The sequence below is a fragment of the Pseudomonas sp. ADAK18 genome, assembly GCF_012935695.1.
Lineage (GTDB): Bacteria > Pseudomonadota > Gammaproteobacteria > Pseudomonadales > Pseudomonadaceae > Aquipseudomonas.
The window spans coordinates 2378359-2394984 of record NZ_CP052859.1 but is presented as its reverse complement, the minus strand read 5'-3'; the positions used below and the strand labels follow the sequence as shown (position 1 = coordinate 2394984).

The following is a 16626-nucleotide window of genomic DNA, read 5'->3' as shown; positions in this document are numbered from 1 at the left end:
CTCTGCGCCGAATTCAGACTACGGGTGTTGATTAATTAGATGAGGTGAGAGGAGAGTCTACAATTGGGATCCAAATGCAGGAAGGGTGATTGATACAGGCAGTTACGGATAGCAGTGTAGGAGCTTTCTTTGAAGTTGAGTTTGACCGCAACGGATATGACCGACGCATCAAGCGTTGTGCAGATACCTATGCCTTTAGGTAGGCGTACGCTCATACCTTGAACTGGCGCAACAACCCATCTAATTGCTCGCTCAGGTCTTTCAAATGCGTACTCGCCTCGCTGGACTGTTGAGCCGCCAACGCGGTGCTGTGGGAAAGCCCGGCCGCCTGTGTGACGTTCTGGTTGATATCTTCCACCACGTGGGCCTGTTGCAAAGTGGCGCTGGCAATCGAAGCATTCAATCCATTGAGATTGCGCAAAGCCTGGCCGATCGCGTTCAGGCTGGCCCCGGCCTGGCCTGCTTGCTCGATAGTCAACTGCGAAGCCTGGTGGCTGTCGCTGATCACCTTGACCGCCGCCTCCGAGTGGCCTTGCAGGCGCTCGATCATGGACTGGATTTCAGCGGTGGATTTTTGCGTACGTTGGGCCAACAATCGCACCTCATCGGCGACCACTGCAAAACCGCGGCCTTGTTCACCGGCGCGTGCCGCCTCGATGGCGGCATTGAGGGCCAGCAGGTTGGTCTGGTCGGCGATGGAACGTATCACTTCCAGCACACCACCGATCTGGGTGCTTTCGCTGGACAGAGTGCGGATCACCTCCACGGCCTGGTTGATGGTGCTGGACAACTGATCGATCTGCCTCAGGCTGCCGTCGATATTGACTTGGCCTTGCTCAGCCTGGGCTTGAGCGTCGCGCATTTCGCTGGCGGCGTGCTCGGCGTTCTTGGCGACGTCCTGTACACCATAGGTGACCTCGTTGATAGCCGTGGCCACCAGTTCCATTTGCTGGGACTGCTGCTGGCTGCGGTCATGGGCCTGGCTGGCATTGCTGCCCAACTCTGCGGACGACTGGCCCAGGGCATTGGCGCAGCTCTGCAACTGCCCAACCACCTGGCGCAACTTGGCGGTGAAGCTATTGAAGTGCTGGGCTAGTTGGGTGACTTCGTCCTGGCCATGAGTGTCGAGGCTACGGGTCAGGTCACTTTCGCCGCTGGCGATATTGGCCATGGCGTTAACCGCCTCTTGCAGTGGACGCACGATACTGCGGGCGATCAGCACCACCAGCAGGGCCATGATCACGGCAATCCCCACGCCAATCGCCGAGGCTTTCCATACCTGACCGCGAAATTCGGCTTGTACGTCATCGACGTAGACGCCGGAGCCGATGATCCAGCCCCAGGGTTCGAATAACTGGATATAGGAGGTCTTTTCTACCGGCGCGTCGGCTCCCGGTTTCGGCCAGCGATAGTTGACGATCCCGGCGCCCTTGGCCTTGGCCAGGATGACAAACTCATTGAACACTGCAAAACCGTCTGGGTCGCGAATGGCCGACAGGTTCTGGCCGTCAAGCTTAGGGTTGGCCGCGTGCATGATCATCACCGGCGTCAGGTCGTTGATCCAGAAGTAATCGTCGTGGTCATAACGCAGGCCGCGCACCACTCTCAAGGCTTGTTTTTGCGCAGCGTCGCGAGTCAGAACGCCCGTGGTTTCCAGGGCATGGTAGTAGGCCAGGACCCCATTGGCGGTCTGCACCACGTGTTGGGTTTGTTGGCTCTTGGCCTGATAAAGGCCGTCATGGACCTGCTTGAGCATCAGCAGGCCCAGCGTCAGCAGCATCAATACGGCGACGATCAGGATCAGCCAAAGGCGGCGGCTGATCGACATGGTGCGCAAACTGTTCATGGTCCAATCACTCCGTGTTCTTATAGTTTTTGGTGCTGCATCCATCTGTATTTCAATATCGCAAAGCGAAAAACGAGCTTGTCTGATAGGCTTTCGGCCCGGAATCAAAAAACCTGAGTCCTGCCTGATTTTTCACGGAATTTTCGCAGTTCGGTGTTGATTTTTTTTGCGCTGGTTTTCAGTGCACTCTTCGTTAGTGAACCACTAAGAAATATCAACGAGGCATGCAGCAGACATGACCTCATGGGGGAAGCATGGATCTTTGGACTGCCGCACAGGCATTGATACTTGGCGTTGTCGAAGGACTGACGGAGTTTTTACCGATCTCCAGTACCGGTCACCAGATTATCGTCGCCGACTTGATCGGTTTCGGTGGCGAGCGATTTGAAGCGTTTAATATCATCATCCAACTGGGCGCCATCCTGGCCGTGGTCTGGGAGTTTCGACGCAAGATTCTTGATGTGGTTGTCGGCTTGCCCACCCAGCGCAATGCCCAACGGTTCACCCTTAACCTGCTGATCGCCGTCTTGCCAGCGGTGGTGTTGGGAGTGATTTTTGCCGATCTGATCAAGCACTACCTGTTCAACCCGATCACCGTGGCCACGGCGCTGGTGGTGGGCGGCATCATCATGCTGTGGGCTGAGCGCCGGCAGCATGAAGTACACGCCGAAACTGTCGATGAGATCACCTGGAAAGATGCCCTCAAGGTGGGTTTTGCCCAGTGTCTGGCGATGATTCCAGGCACCTCCCGCTCCGGCGCCACAATCATTGGCGGTCTGCTGTTTGGTCTGTCGCGCAAGACCGCTACCGAGTTTTCGTTCTTCCTGGCGATGCCAACCATGGTCGGTGCTGCGGTCTATTCGGGCTACAAATACCGTCACCTGTTCCAGCCCGATGACCTGCCGGTGTTCGCCATTGGATTTGTCACCTCGTTCATCTTCGCGATGATTGCGGTCAAGGGCCTGCTCAAGTTCATCGCCAGCCACAGCTATGCGGCATTCGCCTGGTATCGTATTGCCTTTGGCCTGGTGATTCTGGCGACCTGGCAGTTCGGCTGGGTTGAATGGGCGGCAGTCAAGGCGTGAAGACCATGAACATCCAGCATCCACGTTTGAAGGCCCTGGTGTTCGTGCTGTTGTGTGCCGTGCCGTTGTTCGGCTCGGCATTGCTTTGGTATCGCGGGGTTTCGTTGATTCCACTGGTGGCTTATGGCACGGTCAGCGTCGTGGCGTTTTTCCTGTATTGGAGTGACAAGCGTAAGGCCCGCGAGGACAGTTGGCGCACCCCGGAAAACGTCCTGCATGCGGTGGAGCTGGCGGGCGGCTGGCCGGGCGCATTGATTGCCCAGCAAGTGTTTCGCCACAAGACCCGCAAAGTGTCGTACCAGGTGGTGTTCTGGCTGATCGTGCTGCTGCACCAGGTGTTCTGGATCGATCAGCTGTTTCTGGGCGGCACGCTACTGTCGTTGTTCTAGAAGCAGGCCAACCTGTGTGCGCTTGGGCAGTTTGTTCACCACCAGTTGGTGAGAGCGTTGCAACAGGCCACGCAGTTCTTCGGCGCCCAGCGGGTAGGGCGTATTCATAATGATCCACTGCGCACGTGCCAGATAAGGCGCCGGATGAATGCCGGGGCGATCCACATGCCCCAGGAACAGTTCCTTGTCGACCTTGAACGCCAGGGACTCGCCCCGCAGGTTCTGTAGGGCAAACATCTTATTTGTGGCAATCGAGAACACCCGGACGCCGCCCCATTTATAGTCCTCCCGTGCACCGGGCAAATCCAGGCAGAAGCGGGCGACATCCTCCTCACTCATCTTTTTTGTGCTCATATCAGTCGGTCTCCGCACCCTTTGAACGCTTGATCCAGGAAGTCGATCCAGGCCCGTATCGCCGGCAATACCCCGCGTCGATGAGGGTAGACCGCCTGCAGCCAGCCGCCTGGCAGCGACCATTCGGGTAGCAGTTGCACGAGCTGACCACTTTGCAGTTCCTGTTCGCAATACATCATCGGCAGCACCGTGCAGCCCAGGCCGGCGAGGGCACTGGTGCGGCGCACGAGAAAGTCGTCAATACCCAATCGGGCTTCCAGTGCCAGGTCACAGGTTTGTTCGTTGGGGCCGAGCATGCGCAAATGAACCAATCGGTCGGGCTCCAGCGCGCCGAGGACGGGTATCCCTTTGAGGTCATGCGGCGCGTTGACCGGATGCTCTCGCACAAAGTCAGGACTGGCCACCAGCACGGTTTGCGCCTGGCGCAGTCGGCGAGTCACCAGCAACGGGTCTTCATCCCCCAACTCCCGTACCCGCAGCGCAACATCAACGCCTTCGCCGATCAGATCGACGCGACGATTGACCAGTATCATTTCCAACTGGACCTGCGGATAGGTCGCCAGAAAGTCGGCCACCATGCCCGGCAGGGTCTCATGGGCCAGGCCAACCGGGCAGCTCACTCGCAGGCGTCCGCGTGGCTGGCTGGACATGCTGGCGACAGCCTCATCTGCCATCTCCGCTTCCAGCAGCATCGCCTGGCAATGGCGCAGGTAACGTTCGCCGACGGCGGTCAGGGTCAGTTGTCGGGTGGTGCGTTGCAGCAGTCGCGCGCCAAGGCGTTCCTCCAGTTCGGCAATGCGCCGGGACAGCCGTGACTTGGGGATCCCCAGCAGCCGTCCGGCGGCGGCAAAGCCCCCGGCTTCTACCACTTTGGCGAAATAGTAAAGGTCATTGAGATCTTGCATGATCGGCCTATTGTCCTGTCAGTGGAACGAACTATCGCATTTTAACCGACTAATCGGCTATTGGTTTCATCTGTAGGATTATCAGCAATTGATCGCCCGGTGGCGGTCCTCACTTGGAGATCCCCCATGAAACTCTTGCATATCGATTCCAGCATCCTTGGTGACAACTCTGCTTCCCGTCAGTTGAGCGCCGGCGTGGTCAAGGCCTGGCAAGCCGCTGAGCCGGGCGTAGAAGTTACCTACCGTGACCTGGCCAGTGAAGGCATCAGTCACTTCTCCGGTGCTACCTTGGGTGCCCTCGGCACGGCCGCTGAATTGCGCAATGCCGTGCAAAAGCACGAAGCCGACCTGAGCGCGCAGACCCTGGCCGAATTCCTCGCCGCCGATGCTGTGGTCCTGGCAGCACCGATGTACAACTTCACCATCCCGACCCAGCTCAAAGCCTGGATCGACCGCATCGCGGTGGCGGGCCAGACCTTCCGCTATACCGAAGCCGGTCCTGAAGGCCTGTGTGGCAACAAGAAGGTGATTGTGGTCTCCACCTCTGGCGGTTTGCACGCAGGCCAAGCCACTGGTGTGGCGCATGAAGACTACCTGAAAGTGCTGCTGGGCTTCCTCGGTATCACCGACATCGAGTTCGTTCGGGCCCATGGCCTGGCCTACGGTGACGAGTTCCGCAGCAAAGCCATGAGCGATGCCAACGTGCAAATCAGCGAGCAATTGTTCGCCGCTGCGTAAGACTTGTGTAAAGTTCATCGCACCTCGATATCAATCTGATTCGAGGCGCCTAAACTCTGTATTCTGGTAGCCTGAAAGCGACCGGAGTACGGAGTTTTTTCGTTTACGCGCAGTCTTTAATTTGGCCCAGGTTATGCACGCATGGGTTTATCACCCCGTTCGAGCGCCATACCCCATGGGAATTGCAACAGACACGCAGGCGGTCAGGCAGCAAAGGTGGACATCCCCATGATGCGTCTTTGTGCAGTTTTGGTTCTTTCATTGCTCGGCGGCCTGGTTTCAGTGCACGCCGCGCCCGCGCCGCACCCTCATTGGAGTGTGGGCTTTCATCGCATGAGCTTTCTCGATCCGCTGGATTTGCAGCCGATGAAGGCGATTGCCTTTTATCCTTCCACCGGCCGCGAGCACTCCACTCAGGTGGGCGCTTATCACATTGCAGCTACTGAAGACTCCAAGGTTGCCATCGGCCGCTTTCCGATGCTGATGTTGTCCCATGGCAACACCGGTACGCCGCTGGCCTTGCATGACCTGGCGACCTCCCTGGCGCGCAAGGGGTTTGTAGTGGTGGCGGTATTGCATCCCGGCGACAACTACAAGGACCACAGCCGGCTGGGCACCTTGAGCAATTTGTACGGTCGGCCGATCCAAATTTCCGAAGCGATCACCGCCACCCTGGGCGACCCGATGCTGTCACCGTTCGTCAACGTTGATCAGGTGGGCGTCATCGGCTACTCGGCGGGCGGAGAAACAGCGCTGATCCTGGCGGGCGCCAAACCTGACCTGGATCGGTTGCGGCGTTATTGCCAGCAGCGCCCGGAAGACAGTGATGCGTGTACCACCAAGGGTGAGTTGATTGTCGATCGTGATGACTTGCAGCCCAAGGCCGATCCTCGGATCCATGCCTTGATGCTGATGGCACCTTTGAGCCTGATGTTCGGTCGCCACACCCTGTCAGACGTGCATGTGCCGGTACTGCTGTACAGCGGCGACGGCGACAAGCTGGTGGCGGTGGACAAGAACGCCGCCGCCCTGGCACGCAAGCTGCCGGAACCACCGGACTTCAAACTGTTGGCGGGGGCAGGGCACTTCATCTTCATGGCACCGTGCGATAACGATCAACTGGCGGCCATGCCAGCCGTGTGCACCGATGCTGATGGTGTCGACCGCGAGGGCATTCACCGTGACCTGATTTCCGAGGCTGGGCGCTTTTTCAGTCACACCCTCGGCCAGGAAACGCGGGCAGGCATGCAGACCGCCGATCAGTAGGCCCGGCGCTTGAGCAGCAGGGTCAGGCCTAGACCGGTGACCGAGAGCAATGCTGCGCAGAAGAAGATCCACGAATACCCAAGGTTCAGCGCCACGGCGCCCATCAACGGTCCGGCAATCGCCAGGGCCAGGTCGAAAAACACCGCATAGGCACTCAATCCGGCGCCCCGGCTGCTGTTGGGCACCTGCTTGATCGCCTCTACGCCCAGCGCCGGATACACCAGTGATAAGCCAAAACCAGTCAGCCCGGCACCAACCAATGCCAGTCCAGTGGACGGCGCCAGCCACAGCAATATCAGCCCCAGGGTTTCAATGGTCATGCAGGCAATCGCCGACGTGAAGCCGCCGAAGCGGCTGATGCTGGAGATAAACAGCAGCCGCGACAGGATGAAGCAAACACCAAATACCGTCAGGCAGTACGCGGCCCCCGTCCAGCCTCGGCTCAGGTAGTAGAGGGTGATAAAGGTGGTCAGGGTGCCGTAGCCGATCGATGCCAGGCACAGGCTTGCGCCAAAGGGAGCAATGCGTCCGAATACTGCCCAGAACGGTAGTCGCTCGCCGCGTATCACCGGCACGGACGGCTTGTTACGGATCAACAACAGACCCAGGCCAGCCAACACCGACAGGGCGATGCCGAGGCTGGTGTAGCCGTATTCTGCAACCATCACTACCCCCAATGGTGCACCAATGGCAATGGCACCGTAGGAGGCGATTCCGTTCCAGGAAATCGAGCGTGCAGTGTGCTCCGCGCCGACCTGTCCCATGCACCAACTGATGGTCCCGACGCCGATCAGGCCCTGGGCCACGCCCAGCAGCAGCCGAGCCATCAGTAGCACGCTCAGGCTCAGCAACGGCATGCTTTCCAGCAACGTGGCGATAAACGTCAGCACGCCGCTCAGCAAAATACCGCTCAAGCCCAGCACAATCGCACGTTTGGTCCCGACAGTGTCCGACATGCGCCCGGCCATGGGCCGGCTGAGTAGGGTGGCCAGGTATTGGGAACCGATGGTGATCCCGGCGACTACCGCACTGAATCCCAGTTGCTCATGCACATAGCCTGGAATCACCGCAATCGGCAGGCCGATGCAGATAAAGGCGATAAAGGTGTAGAAAACGATAGAGACGATCTGCAGGGTGATCGACAGTGAGCTGGGGGTGGCAGGCTGGGGTGCGGGCATGGGAGCTCGTTCGCGGGCGGGCGGTGAGCGCATGATGGCGTGAGGCGAAGGGAAAAGGAAGCAGGCTAACTAGTTTTGCAATGACTCATCTGAAAACAAAAAGCCCCGTCACGTTGGACGGGGCTTCCACTTGCAATTTGTGGCTAACAGCGAGTTGCTGTCCTTAAAACACCACACCCTGGCTACGCAGGTAATCATCATAGGTGCCGCTGAAGTCGGTCACGCCACTTGGGCTCAGCTCGATAATACGAGTGGCCAGGGACGATACGAACTCACGGTCGTGGCTGACGAAGATCAGCGTGCCTGGGTAGTTTTCCAGCGCCAGGTTCAGCGCTTCGATGGATTCCATGTCCAAGTGGTTGGTCGGTTCGTCCATGATCAGCACGTTTGGTTTTTGCAGGATCAGCTTGCCGAACAGCATGCGGCCTTGCTCACCACCGGAGATCACCTTGACCGACTTGAGAATCTCGTCGTTGGAAAACAGCATCCGGCCCAGGGTGCCGCGAACCACTTGTTCGCCTTCCTTGGTCCAGCGGCCCATCCAGTCGAACAGGTTGGACTCGTCTTCGAAGTCCGAAGCGTGGTCCTGGGCGTAGTAGCCCAGTTCGGCCGCTTCAGTCCACTTGATGGTACCGGCGTCCGGGCTCAGCTCGTTGACCAGGGTGCGCAGCAAGGTGGTCTTGCCGATACCGTTCGGGCCGATGATCGCCACGCGCTCGCCAGCTTCAACCTGGAAGCTGAAGTCCTTGAACAGCGTCTTGCCGTCAAAGCCTTTGGCCATGCGATCGACGATGACCGCCTGGCGATGCAGCTTCTTGGTCTGGTCAAAGCGGATGAACGGGCTGACGCGGCTCGACGGCTTGACTTCGGCCAGCTGGATCTTGTCGATCGCCTTGGCGCGGGAAGTGGCCTGCTTGGCTTTCGAGGCGTTGGCCGAGAAACGGCTGACGAAGGATTGCAGCTCGGAGATCTGGGCTTTCTTCTTGGCGTTGTCCGACAGTAACTGCTCGCGGGACTGGGTCGCCACGGTCATGTATTCGTCGTAGTTGCCCGGGAACAGACGCAGTTCGCCGTAGTCCAGGTCAGCCATGTGGGTGCAGACGCTGTTCAGGAAGTGACGGTCGTGAGAGATAATGATCATCAGGCTCGAACGCTGGGTCAGAATGTTTTCCAGCCAGCGGATGGTGTTGATGTCCAAGTGGTTGGTGGGTTCGTCGAGCAGCAGCACTTCCGGATCGGAAAACAGTGCTTGAGCCAGCAAAACCCGCAACTTCCAGCCGGGCGACACTTCGCTCATCGGGCCGTTGTGCTGTTCGATGCCGATACCCAGGCCCAACAGCAGTTCACCGGCACGGGATTCGGCGGTGTAGCCGTCCATTTCGGCGAAATCGGTTTCCAGTTCGGCGACGGCCATACCGTCTGCTTCGGTCATTTCCGGCAGCGAATAGATGCGGTCGCGCTCGGCCTTGACCTTCCACAACTCTTCGTGACCCATGATCACGGTGTCGAGTACGGTGAATTCTTCGTAGGCGAACTGGTCCTGGCGCAGTTTACCCAGGCGCACGTTTGGCTCCAGCATGACCTGGCCGCCGGAAGGATCCAGATCGCCGCCGAGGATTTTCATGAAGGTCGACTTGCCGCAACCGTTGGCGCCGATCAGGCCATACCGGTTGCCCGCACCGAACTTGACCGAGACGTTCTCGAAGAGCGGCTTGGCGCCGAACTGCATGGTGATGTTAGCTGTGGAGATCAATTACTTTACCTATCAATGGGATGCGAGCAGCGCCGAATGCATCTGGGCCATTCCTGGACCTGGGCCTGCGGGCATGCGTCAACAGCGATATCAAGGCGCGAAACCCTGTCGCTGAGCAGAAAATTGGGGTGCATGTTGGAATTTGGCGCGCATTGTCGCATATGTGAGGCGTGAGTTGTATGGCGGGGAAGGCAAGGGCGGCAAGCAGGGCGCATTCGGCAGGAGGACATCGGTTAATTTCGTTCAAATATCGACAAAAACGATGCAGTTGCATCGAAAAAAACAGCATCGGCTGTCTTTTCTTTGATCCGCTCATTGATGACAGTTGAATATTTCAAGGGGCTGGAATATTTTTTGTCCGTTCGTCCTGCAGTTATGGCTCTTTACCGGTTCAAGGATGGCGAGGCTATCGGTGTAGGGCGGACCTCTTCATATCGCAATGACCCTTCGGAGATGCAATGGACAGGCTGTCAGCTAAGCAGGCGATATCCAGTAACAAGGATGCCTGGAACGAATCCGCCAAACATCATAAAGGCACCGCCAGTTGGCAAGCATTGCTCGACTCCGTGGGCAATGCTGGCTTCTCCCGGCTGGACCCGACGCTCACCGACTTGTTGCTCGATGTCGGCGTGAAGGGCAAGGACGTGGTGCAACTGGGCTGCAACAATGGTCGTGAAAGCTTGTCGCTGTTCGGCCTTGGGGCTAGAACGGTCGTAGGGGTGGATCAGTCCGAAGCCTTCCTGCAGCAGGCTCGTGAGTTGGCAGAGAGGTCGCCCCACAGCCCGGAATTCATCGAAGCCGATATCCATCAATTGCCCGAAGAGTTGCACAACCGGTTTGATCTCGCCTTGATTACCATCGGCGTACTCAACTGGATGCCGGACATCGGCTTGTTCATGGCCCACGTCGCCCGCACGCTCAAGCTTGGCGGCACTCTGGTGATTTATGAAACTCACCCGTACCTGGAGATGTTTGACCCCAAGGCTGCCAATCCGATGGTGCCTGTCAGTTCGTATTTTCAGCGTGAGCCGTTCATACAGCAGGAGGCCATTGTTTACGAAGGAGAGGCCGCAGGCGCCACGGCAGCCTCCTATTGGTTCGTTCATACGATGGGGGACATCGTGGGTGGCGTCCTCGCGGCCGGCCTACAGATCAGTCATCTGAAAGAGTATCCGCATTCCAATCGCGAGGACCTCTACGACCAATATGAACACCAGCCGGCGCAATTGCCCTTGTGCTACACCCTGACGGCGCTCAAGTGTTCGACGTGACGCTCGCTTTGCGCACGAAGGTGCGCATGGTTTGCCCTGGGGCAGTACTGAATCGAGTAGGTCTTGGCATGCCTTCGTCGGCAGCAATAAAGATGAAGTGATCACCTTCCAGACGATAGCTCGCTGGCAGTTGCTTGCCGGCATCAGCCCCAATTGCATCCACCCAGATAATCGTTTTGGGTGTCGTCGTGGCGTCCAGGGTAAAGGCGCCTGCCAGTAGCACTTCCCCGGTGAGTGTCACCACTTCGAATTGGTCACCGCTAATGGTAGTCACGGCACCGGGCGCGCTGTGTTCATCCGCAGGGTTGAGCACGCCGCTATCCTCCAGAGCGGTTTGTACCCAGGCGCCTTGGAGTCGCTGCCAGTCATGCTCGCTGACGCAGATTTGTTCGGGGGTTGATACAGACGGCATACAAAATCCTTTTGATAAGAGTGTCGTGTTGTTCAGTGCTGATTCAGGCTGGCTGAAGCATTTTTGTGCGAGGCTTCCCATTTGGGGTCTATTCCTATGTTTTTTCTCTTTGCTGGCAGGTATTTAACTTACTTTTGACATCGCGTAGGGATAATGTCCGACCGATGTTCGTCTACGCTCGTACAGGTAGTACGAATATTTTCTTACCTGATTGTGAAAACAATCTGCAATGCGTGGGATTTTTCTGGTGACTGAGTGGTCGGATAGCCATCAGTAGACCCCGCATGTTCGATGTTCAGGGCGTTGCCCCTGTTTTTTGATTATTTACTCAGGTTGACAGTGCTTTCCAGACGTTGAGCGTCAACTTTTCAGGATGCAATGATTTTGAATAAAACTCCTCAGCTCCAAGCTCAAGCTGTATCAGACGAAGTTGACCTGTTTGAACTGTTTCAATCCATCTGGCGACAAAAAAAGCTGATCATTGGTTGCACGATTCTTGCCGGGGTTGTGGGGGTTGGCTATGCCTTCCTGGCGCCACGGGAGTATCAGGTCAGCAGTGTGTTACGCCCTGCAGCGATCAACGAGCTGGACGCACTCAACCGCTCCGATGTCTACAAGTTGCCTCCGCCGGACGCGCTGGCCAAGGTGGGTTCTGAGCTGGACTCCTATGAAGCCCGGTTAGGCTTCTTCAAAGCCAACGAAGCACTGTTCAAGCCGTTTCAGAAACCCGGACAGACCCTTGAGCAGAGTTTTGAAGAGTTCAATCGCAACTCAATCAACCTGATACTCCCGGACCCTAAAAAAACTGACTCTCTGAGCAGCTATATCCGTTTGGAGTTGCAATACCCCACGAACATTGACGGCGTGGCGATTCTCAATGGCTTCGTCGATTACGCCCTTGCCTCGGCACGCGATCAGATCGGTGCTGACCTCAAAGTAATCGTCAACAACCGCCTCAATGAACTCAAGGGTAAGATCGACGCCGCTCGCGCCAACTACGATACCGATAAAGAGTCGAAAATCGCCAAACTGCTCGAAGGTGACAACCTCAAGCGCGCACAGCTGGAAGATGAACTCAAAGCATTGCGCCTGCAGATGAAAATGGAGCGCACCAATCGTCTGGCGGAACTGGCTGAGGCGGTTTCCATTGCCAAGTCCATGGGCATAAAAAAACCTACCACGCCATCGTCCATGGCTGACTCGTCGCGCAGCGGCTCAAGTCAGGTCATGCGCACTGAGGTCAACAACCAGAAGATTCCGTTGTACTTTATGGGGACGGAAGCGTTGGAGGCCGAGCGCACTGCCTTGCAGCAGCGCACCAGTGATGACTTCACCAACCCGCGCATTGCTGAAATCGGCAAAGAATTGCAGTTGCTGAATACCAACCGCGAGGTTGAGGTGCTGAAAAAGCGCGGGAATGAAGACATCTTCCTGAAAGATGTTGATCCATTGCGTGCTGAAGTGGCACGGCTGCGTAGCTTGAACATCGATATGAGCACCTTGAAGCTCGTGACAATCGACCGCCGGGCTCAGGAGCCGTTGAGCCCGATCAAGCCGAAAAAGGGCCTGGTTATCACCTTGAGTCTGGTGATCGGTTTGGTATTGGGGGTCATCGCAGCGTTGGCTCGCCATTTCATTCTGACTCGACGTGAGCTCGAGCCCCGCTTAGCAGAGGATGGTCATCGGCTTCCTCTGCGTGATCACAAGGATGACCAGCCCCTGGTTTAAGTGGGGACAGGTGGGGGCCAAAGGCCTCCCACCTCGTTGCCGCCCTTGATTGTTTGCAGTGCCTGGTCCAAGCGTTTGGACACCTTTTCACAATTCTTAGTTAACCTTTGGTTACAAAGTGTGGCTAAAATAGCAGCCAATGGCCACGTCCGAATTGTCACCGAACCGGACGTGTTGCCCGTTTGTGAAATGTGATTTCAGGTGCTGCTTATTCAATCCTCGGCCGTCGTGGGCACGCAGGAGCAGCCTGTTCTCTCCTGACTTGTGACGACTTACCTTGAAACTCATTATTGTTGCTCTCTACGTTGTCTCCATTGCGTATGTACACCTGCGTGGCCGGGTGCGACATAAGCTGGGCCGTCAGCTAAGCGATCACTCGACCTTCCTGGCGCCGGTGAATTGCTTTCTCTACTTGTTCTCCAAGCTCCCCAGCCGCCCCTATCTATCCCCCAGTGATTTCCCGGACCTGAGCCCGTTGCAGGAGCATTGGGAAGAGATCCGCCAGGAAGGCCAGAACCTGATGCGGGCAGGGGAGATCAAGCGCTCGGATCAGTACAACGATGTGGGGTTCAACTCGTTCTTCAAATCGGGCTGGAAGCGTTTTTATCTGAAGTGGTATGGCGACAGCCATCCTTCGGCTATGAAGCTGTGCCCACGGACCACCGAGCTGTTGCAAAGCATCGGTTCGGTCAAAGCGGCGATGTTCGCCGAGTTGCCACCGGGCTCCAAGCTGGTGCGCCACCGTGACCCGTATGCGGGGTCCTACCGTTACCACTTGGGCCTGGATACACCCAACGATCCGGGCTGCTACATCAATGTCGACGGTGAGAGTTACTACTGGCGCGACGGTGAGCCGGTGATGTTCGACGAGACGTATATCCACTACGCGGAAAACACCACGCCGCATAACCGCATCATTTTGTTCTGCGATATCGAACGGCCGATGAAGTATCGCTGGGCGGCGGCATTCAATCGCTGGTTCAGCCGCAACGTGATGGCCGCCGCAGGCTCGCCCAATGATGCTGGCGATAAGACGGGTGCCCTGAACCGCGCCTTTACCCGCCTGTACAAGATTCGCCTGCGTGGAAAAGAGCTGAAAAAGCGCAATCGCACACGCTACTACTTGGAAAAATGGGCGATTTTCGCCGGATTGGCGGCGATCTTTCTGCTCATCTAAGGCTTGTATGGGAGTGTCAGCCTGGTGGGATTGCCCCCAGCTGCTCCCACATCTTCTTGCTGATCTTCTGTCGATTGGCATAACCCGCCCATGGGTCTTTCTTCAAACCCCGCAAACGCTCCTGCAAGTTATCGACAGTCCACTGCTGGGCACTGCGCAAGCGTGTCAATTCGTCTCGACTGACAGGCACCGACACCGGCAGCCCAGGCCTTGCCCGTACCGAATAGGCCGCCACGGTACTGGCGCCACGGGCGTTGCGCAGGTAGTCGAGATAGATTTTCCCCACACGGTTTTTCGGTCCTGAAGTCGCAGTGAATCGCTCTGGCAGTTGCTGCGTCATGAATTGGGCAATGGCCTTGGCGAAGGCTTTGACCGTGTCCCAGTCAGCCTTGCGCGCCAAGGGCACGATCAGGTGTAACCCTTTACCACCACTGGTTTTGACGAACGCCTCCAGGCCCAATTCATCGAGCACTGACAAGGTCAGTTGTGCCGCCTCCAGCATGGTTTTCCAGGGCAGCGCCGGATCAGGGTCCAGGTCCAGCACAAACAAGTCAGGCGTTCCGATCTTGTCCGTGGTGGCGCCCCAGGTGTGAAATTCGATCGTGCCCATTTGTACGGCACCGATCAATGCTGCCGTGCGGTCAATTTCCATCAGCCGGGCATGACCCGGATCCAGGGCCTGGTCCAGTTGCTTGATATTGGGTATGGCCAGGCGCTCGGAATGCTTTTGGAAAAACTGCTCGCCGGCGATGCCTTCCGGGGCCCTGAGTAATGACACGGGGCGCTGGCGCAGGTGTGGCAGGATCCATTCGCTGATGCCCTCATAGAACTGCGCCAGTTGCAGTTTTTGTAGGCCGCTTTGTGGGTCGATAACCCGATCGGGGTGGGTGATCGTGACGCCGGCCTGTGTGGCGCTGGTTTTGGCTGTTTTGTTGAGTGACTTCGCCGCACGCGGTTGCTCATGAATGATCTGCGCCACCGGCTTGTCAGTGCGCAGGCCGACAAACGTGGCTTGGCGCACCACACCTTCACGGGTCCATTCGGCGAATTGCACCTCTGCAACCCGCTGTGGCTCGACCCAATGCACACCACGGGCTTGTGCGGGGGGCAGGGGGCTGTCCAGCGGCGACGTGTTGCGTTCCAAGGGTTTCAACTGCTCGAAGATTTTTTTCAGCGACGCCTGATCAAAGCCGGTGCCTACCCGGCCGGCATACACCAGGCCTGAATCATCATTTACCGCCAACAACAGTGCGCCAAAACCACTGCGCGAGCCTTGGGGGCGGGTGTAGCCAATAATCACGAACTCCTGGCGCAGACGGCACTTGAGCTTGATCCAGTCGGCACTGCGCCTGGACACATACGGACTGCCGGCCCGCTTGCCGATCACACCTTCCAGCGCCAGGTCGCAGGCGCTTTCGAAAATGTCGCGTTGGTTGGCGGCAAAGGCCTCGGAGAAGCGCAGCAATTTGTTGTTGCTGCGCGCGAGCACCTCTTTGAGCGCGGCGCGCCGTTTCTCGACGGGGTCCTCACGCAGGTCGCGACCTTCGAGAAATGGTGCGTCAAACAGGTAATAGACAATGTCCAGGCTGCGTCCGATATCAAAGGCATTTTGCAGCGCCTGGAAGTCCGGCAGGCCCTCGGCGTTAAGGCTGACTACCTCGCCGTCAAGCCAGCTGTCCTTTAGCTTCAGTGCTTGCAGGGCCTTGGTCTGGCGTGGCAAGCGATCGGTCCAGTCATGACCGTTGCGGGTGAACAGGCGTACCTCGCCGTTATGGATGCGCGCCAGGATGCGGTAACCATCGAATTTGATTTCGTACACCCAATCGCCCGCAGGTGCCCGGTCTACCAGGGTTGCTAATTGTGGTGTGAATTGATCGGGTAGGGCAGTTGGGGATTTGCGCTTGGCTTTTCTAGGGGGCGCAGGTGTTTTGATGTGGCCGACCGTCTCGCCGCTCAGCACGCTTTTCGGTTCAGCCTGGACGATATCGTAGTCAGCCACCGGGCGGGCCTGCTGATCGTTTTCCTTGATCAACAGCCATTGTTCCTTGTCGCCGCTGCCTTTGAGGCGGGTGCGCACCAAGGCCCAATCGCCCGCCAGTTTTTCGCCGATCAGGGTGAATTTCAGCTTGCCGGTCACGTAGGCTTTATGAGGGTCGTCGTGTGGCTGCCAGACACCTCGGTCCCAGACGATCACGTCACCGGCCCCGTACTGCCCGGCTGGAATACTTCCTTCAAAGTTGCCATAGCTCAAGGGGTGGTCCTCAACGTGGACCGCCAGGCGTTTCTGGCTCGGGTCCAGGCTCGGTCCCTTGGGCACCGCCCAACTTTTCAGCACGCCATCGAGCTCCAGGCGAAAGTCGTAGTGCAGGTTGCGTGCGTCGTGCTTCTGAATCACGAACTTCAAGGCCGAGGCTCGGTTCTTACCACGGGATCGGGCGCCAGAAGGTTCGGCGGTGATTTCGAAGTCGCGCTTACGGTTGTATTCACTCAGCGGCTTAGCCATGGCGATCTACCTCGTATGGCG

The 16626-nt window shown here is 57.6% G+C and carries 14 protein-coding genes; 7 read left to right on the top strand and 7 right to left on the bottom strand.

The window, feature by feature from the left end:
- Positions 1-211: 211 nt before the first annotated feature.
- A complete protein-coding gene (locus tag HKK55_RS10740; RefSeq protein WP_169354644.1) occupies positions 212-1846 on the bottom strand; it encodes a methyl-accepting chemotaxis protein in 1635 nt (544 codons plus the stop codon).
- 254 nt (positions 1847-2100) lie between these two features.
- Between HKK55_RS10740 and HKK55_RS10735 the strand changes: the two genes are divergently transcribed.
- Together HKK55_RS10735 and HKK55_RS10730 are read left to right on the top strand one after the other, a co-directional pair.
- Positions 2101-2931 carry an undecaprenyl-diphosphate phosphatase gene (locus HKK55_RS10735; RefSeq protein ID WP_169354643.1) on the top strand — a complete coding sequence of 277 codons (831 nt, stop codon included), beginning with the start codon at positions 2101-2103 and terminating at the stop codon, positions 2929-2931.
- Positions 2932-2936: 5 nt separating this feature from the next.
- Positions 2937-3320 carry a DUF1294 domain-containing protein gene (locus tag HKK55_RS10730; RefSeq protein WP_169354642.1) on the top strand — a complete coding sequence of 128 codons (384 nt, stop codon included), beginning with the start codon at positions 2937-2939 and terminating at the stop codon, positions 3318-3320.
- On the opposite strand, the gene HKK55_RS10725 is transcribed toward HKK55_RS10730, so the two are convergent.
- Together HKK55_RS10725 and HKK55_RS10720 are read right to left on the bottom strand one after the other, a co-directional pair.
- Complete coding sequence (locus HKK55_RS10725; RefSeq protein ID WP_169357829.1) at positions 3303-3659, bottom strand: MmcQ/YjbR family DNA-binding protein; 357 nt, start codon at positions 3657-3659, stop codon at positions 3303-3305. The two genes, HKK55_RS10730 and HKK55_RS10725, sit on opposite strands and share 18 nt — an antisense overlap.
- Positions 3660-3670: 11 nt before the next feature.
- A complete protein-coding gene (locus HKK55_RS10720) occupies positions 3671-4579 on the bottom strand; it encodes a LysR substrate-binding domain-containing protein (RefSeq protein ID WP_169354641.1) in 909 nt (302 codons plus the stop codon).
- Between the two features lie 126 nt (positions 4580-4705).
- On the opposite strand from HKK55_RS10720, the gene HKK55_RS10715 reads away from it, so the two are divergent.
- Both HKK55_RS10715 and HKK55_RS10710 read left to right on the top strand, forming a co-directional pair.
- Positions 4706-5317, top strand: a complete 612-nt coding sequence (locus tag HKK55_RS10715; RefSeq protein WP_169354640.1) for an FMN-dependent NADH-azoreductase — start codon at positions 4706-4708, stop codon at positions 5315-5317.
- A gap of 228 nt (positions 5318-5545) precedes the next feature.
- A complete protein-coding gene (locus HKK55_RS10710; RefSeq protein ID WP_169354639.1) occupies positions 5546-6583 on the top strand; it encodes a dienelactone hydrolase in 1038 nt (345 codons plus the stop codon).
- On the opposite strand, the gene HKK55_RS10705 is transcribed toward HKK55_RS10710, so the two are convergent.
- Both HKK55_RS10705 and HKK55_RS10700 read right to left on the bottom strand, forming a co-directional pair.
- Complete coding sequence (locus tag HKK55_RS10705) at positions 6577-7761, bottom strand: MFS transporter (protein ID WP_237151340.1); 1185 nt, start codon at positions 7759-7761, stop codon at positions 6577-6579. The two genes, HKK55_RS10710 and HKK55_RS10705, sit on opposite strands and share 7 nt — an antisense overlap.
- Before the next feature lie 163 nt (positions 7762-7924).
- Positions 7925-9514 carry an ABC-F family ATPase gene (locus HKK55_RS10700; protein ID WP_169354637.1) on the bottom strand — a complete coding sequence of 530 codons (1590 nt, stop codon included), beginning with the start codon at positions 9512-9514 and terminating at the stop codon, positions 7925-7927.
- A gap of 458 nt (positions 9515-9972) precedes the next feature.
- Between HKK55_RS10700 and HKK55_RS10695 the strand changes: the two genes are divergently transcribed.
- Entirely contained in the window at positions 9973-10785 is an 813-nt protein-coding gene (locus HKK55_RS10695) for a class I SAM-dependent methyltransferase (RefSeq protein ID WP_169354636.1), read from the top strand.
- Here the strand turns inward: HKK55_RS10695 and HKK55_RS10690 are convergent.
- Complete coding sequence (locus HKK55_RS10690) at positions 10769-11197, bottom strand: TIGR03067 domain-containing protein (protein ID WP_169354635.1); 429 nt, start codon at positions 11195-11197, stop codon at positions 10769-10771. The two genes, HKK55_RS10695 and HKK55_RS10690, sit on opposite strands and share 17 nt — an antisense overlap.
- Positions 11198-11581: 384 nt before the next feature.
- Between HKK55_RS10690 and HKK55_RS10685 the strand changes: the two genes are divergently transcribed.
- On the top strand, positions 11582-12925 hold the full coding sequence (locus HKK55_RS10685; protein ID WP_178128839.1) for an LPS O-antigen chain length determinant protein WzzB: 1344 nt from the start codon (positions 11582-11584) through the stop codon (positions 12923-12925).
- A 277-nt stretch (positions 12926-13202) separates the two neighbouring features.
- Positions 13203-14102 carry a lipid A hydroxylase LpxO gene (gene lpxO / locus HKK55_RS10680; protein WP_169354633.1) on the top strand — a complete coding sequence of 300 codons (900 nt, stop codon included), beginning with the start codon at positions 13203-13205 and terminating at the stop codon, positions 14100-14102.
- A 16-nt stretch (positions 14103-14118) separates the two neighbouring features.
- Here the strand turns inward: lpxO and ligD are convergent, their stop codons facing one another.
- Positions 14119-16605: a DNA ligase D gene (ligD, locus tag HKK55_RS10675; protein WP_169354632.1), complete on the bottom strand. Its 2487-nt coding sequence runs from the start codon at positions 16603-16605 to the stop codon at positions 14119-14121.
- Between the last annotated feature and the right edge of the window lie 21 nt (positions 16606-16626).